The 2315-nt window shown below is 73.7% G+C and carries 4 protein-coding genes and 1 pseudogene; 3 read left to right on the top strand and 2 right to left on the bottom strand.

What is annotated here, in order from left to right; genetic code table 11:
• On the top strand, nucleotides 1-354 hold a 354-nt coding region (locus tag ACZ4XX_RS23100; RefSeq protein WP_468509753.1), incomplete at its 5' end, for a transposase.
• A gap of 8 nt (nucleotides 355-362) precedes the next feature.
• Here the strand turns inward: ACZ4XX_RS23100 and ACZ4XX_RS23105 are convergent.
• Both ACZ4XX_RS23105 and ACZ4XX_RS23110 read right to left on the bottom strand, forming a co-directional pair.
• A complete protein-coding gene (locus tag ACZ4XX_RS23105; protein ID WP_468509754.1) occupies nucleotides 363-698 on the bottom strand; it encodes a hypothetical protein in 336 nt (111 codons plus the stop codon).
• Between the two features lie 62 nt (nucleotides 699-760).
• Complete coding sequence (locus ACZ4XX_RS23110; RefSeq protein WP_468509755.1) at nucleotides 761-1396, bottom strand: TIGR03086 family metal-binding protein; 636 nt, start codon at nucleotides 1394-1396, stop codon at nucleotides 761-763.
• Nucleotides 1397-1474: 78 nt separating this feature from the next.
• Here ACZ4XX_RS23110 and ACZ4XX_RS23115 point away from each other — a divergent pair, with 78 nt between their 5' ends.
• Both ACZ4XX_RS23115 and ACZ4XX_RS23120 read left to right on the top strand, forming a co-directional pair.
• Nucleotides 1475-1942, top strand: coding sequence for a MarR family winged helix-turn-helix transcriptional regulator (locus tag ACZ4XX_RS23115; protein ID WP_468509756.1), 468 nt, complete (start codon nucleotides 1475-1477; stop codon nucleotides 1940-1942).
• A 133-nt stretch (nucleotides 1943-2075) separates the two neighbouring features.
• Nucleotides 2076-2315: pseudogene (locus tag ACZ4XX_RS23120) on the top strand (hypothetical protein); the annotation flags it as partial.

A 2315-nucleotide genomic window follows, 5' to 3' on the forward strand; every position in this document is an offset into this window, starting at 1 on the left:
CACGACAGCCAGGCCCTGAAGCCCATGGTGCTCGGTCACCAAACGAGACACGACCCCTACCGCGGCCGGAACTTCAAGCCCCAGCGCCTGCACGCCGACAAGGCCTACGACGTACCTGAACTGCGGAAATGGCTCCGCGGCAAACGCATCGGCGTCCGCATCGCCCGCAAGGGAATCGAGTCGTCGGAACGACTCGGGCGGCGCCGGTGGGTGATCGAGCGGACCATGTCCTGGCTGACCGGCTACCGCCGGCTCAACCACCGCTACGAACGCCACCCCCGCAACTACCTGGCATTCCTCGGCCTCGCCGCAGCATTGTGCTGCTACAAGCGGCTCCACCGCCTCACCACATAGGACACGGTCTAAGAAGTGTCGACCGCACCCGCGTCGATCAGCCGGCGCGCCCGGGCCCAGGTGGCCGCCGGAGAGAACGCCGACGCCTCCCAGGTCGTCGACGTCACGGCACCCCTCCCCCCGTACTCCCGCATGATCGCGACATGCGGCGGCCAGGCGACGAAGGCCTGGAGTGCCGCCTCGTCGCGCCAGACCGCGACCGCGCCGCAGCGGCCCGCCAGGGGGCGCGCCCACAGCCACATCCCGTAGGCCCCTTCGAGGTCCGGCCACTCCGCCGCGAGCCGCCGGGCCGCGCGGTGGACGCCGAGCAGGTCGCTTCGCCGGTCGAGCCGGAAGTCGGTCATGCTGACCAGCATCGGTCCGCCCCCGTCCCGTCCACCGTACGGACCCGGCGTCCAGGACGACCTCAGCACGGGCGCCAGGCCGCCTGGCGGCCGAGGGTCGCGAGGATGCGGTCCAGCGGGTCCGCCCCGGCGGCCGGCTCCCGTTCGGGCCCGAAGGGGCCGCCCGGGGCCGTCCGGGCCTCGCCCGTCGGGACGGCCTCGGCGATCGGCAGCGCCAGGGCGAGGATCTCGGGGCCCGGGTCGTACGGGAGATCCAGGCTGCGGGCGACGTCCCAGCCGTGCACGACGTAGTCGACGAAGTGGAAGCCGAGGGCCCGTTCGGCACGGAACGTCCGGTCCGGGCCGAACTCGGGCAGGACGAGGGCCGCGTCCGGGCCGTCCACGGCCGCGAAGGCGTCGACGACCCGCTCGGCCGCCTCTCCGTACCGCGCGGGCGCGTCCCCGTTCACCGGATGGACCTTCCAATGCGCCGGATCCCGGCCGTCTCTGCGCGCGGCGGCCGCGAAGCCGTGGTGCTGGGCCGTCATATGGGCGAGCAGGTCCGCCAGGGTCCAGGCCGAGCAAGGGGTCGGCCGGGCCAGGTCGACCGGGCCGATCCGCCGCACCAGGGTCGCGCCGTGCCGGATCACGCGCGCGTGGAGGTGCCGGAGCCGGTCGAAGTCCACAGGGTTCGCGAGCCCGTTCCTATTCGTAGGCATGTGCATACGATGTGCGTGCGCGTATCAATTGTCAACGGGTCGGCAGCGGGCATGCGGGCAGCCGGTATTTTCGTGCCCATGGCCGAGAACACCGCAGCGAGCACCGCCGACACTCCCCCGGGCCGCCCGCGGCGCCCCGACCTCGCCGCCATGGTCGTCCCGCTCGGCCGCGCCCTGATGGCCGCCGAGCAGCCGGTGCTCGACACCCACGGCCTGACCATGTGGGCGTACGCGGTCCTCCTCCACCTCGACGAGCGCCCCATCCGCACCCAGGCGGCGCTCGCCGAGGCGATCCGGGCGGACAAGACGCGGATCATCCCCGTCCTGGACGACCTGGAGGCGCGGGAGCTGCTGCGCCGGCAGCCCGACCCGGCGGACCGGCGCGCCCGGCTGCTCTCCCTCACCGCCGAGGGCCGCAGGCTGCGCGACACCGTGCAGGCCGCGATCCAGGAGGGCGAGGACCGCCTGCTCGACGAACTGCCGGCGGCCGACCGCGAGGCGTTCCTCAGGGGCCTGCGCGCCCTGTACGAGCGAAACCGACCCTGAGGCGGCAAGGCGCGGGCCCGCGGCGGGCGGGTTCGGCGACGGGCGCGGGCCGAGAGCGGACACCCGAGGCCGTGGGGCCGTCCTTCGGGCGGCGACGGGAGTGTGCCGACAAGCCACCCCCTAGGGTCGCTCCATGACGAGAACCACTCCGCCCCGACCGCTCGACGTCGAGGCCCTCTTCCCGGAGTTGGCCGCCCACCGGGGCACGACCACTCGGCTGCATCCGCGCCCGGGGCGTACCGGCGTCTCGGAGAGCTCCGTCGGGGGGGCCCCGCTGTGGCCCCCCCACAAGCCCCGGCCCGTTTTCCCCCAAATCCCCCAAAAGGGGGGCCGGTGGTGCTTTGCGGACACCCCCGCAGAGAACGCCGTTTTT

Source organism: Streptomyces sp. NPDC029956 (assembly GCF_055574655.1).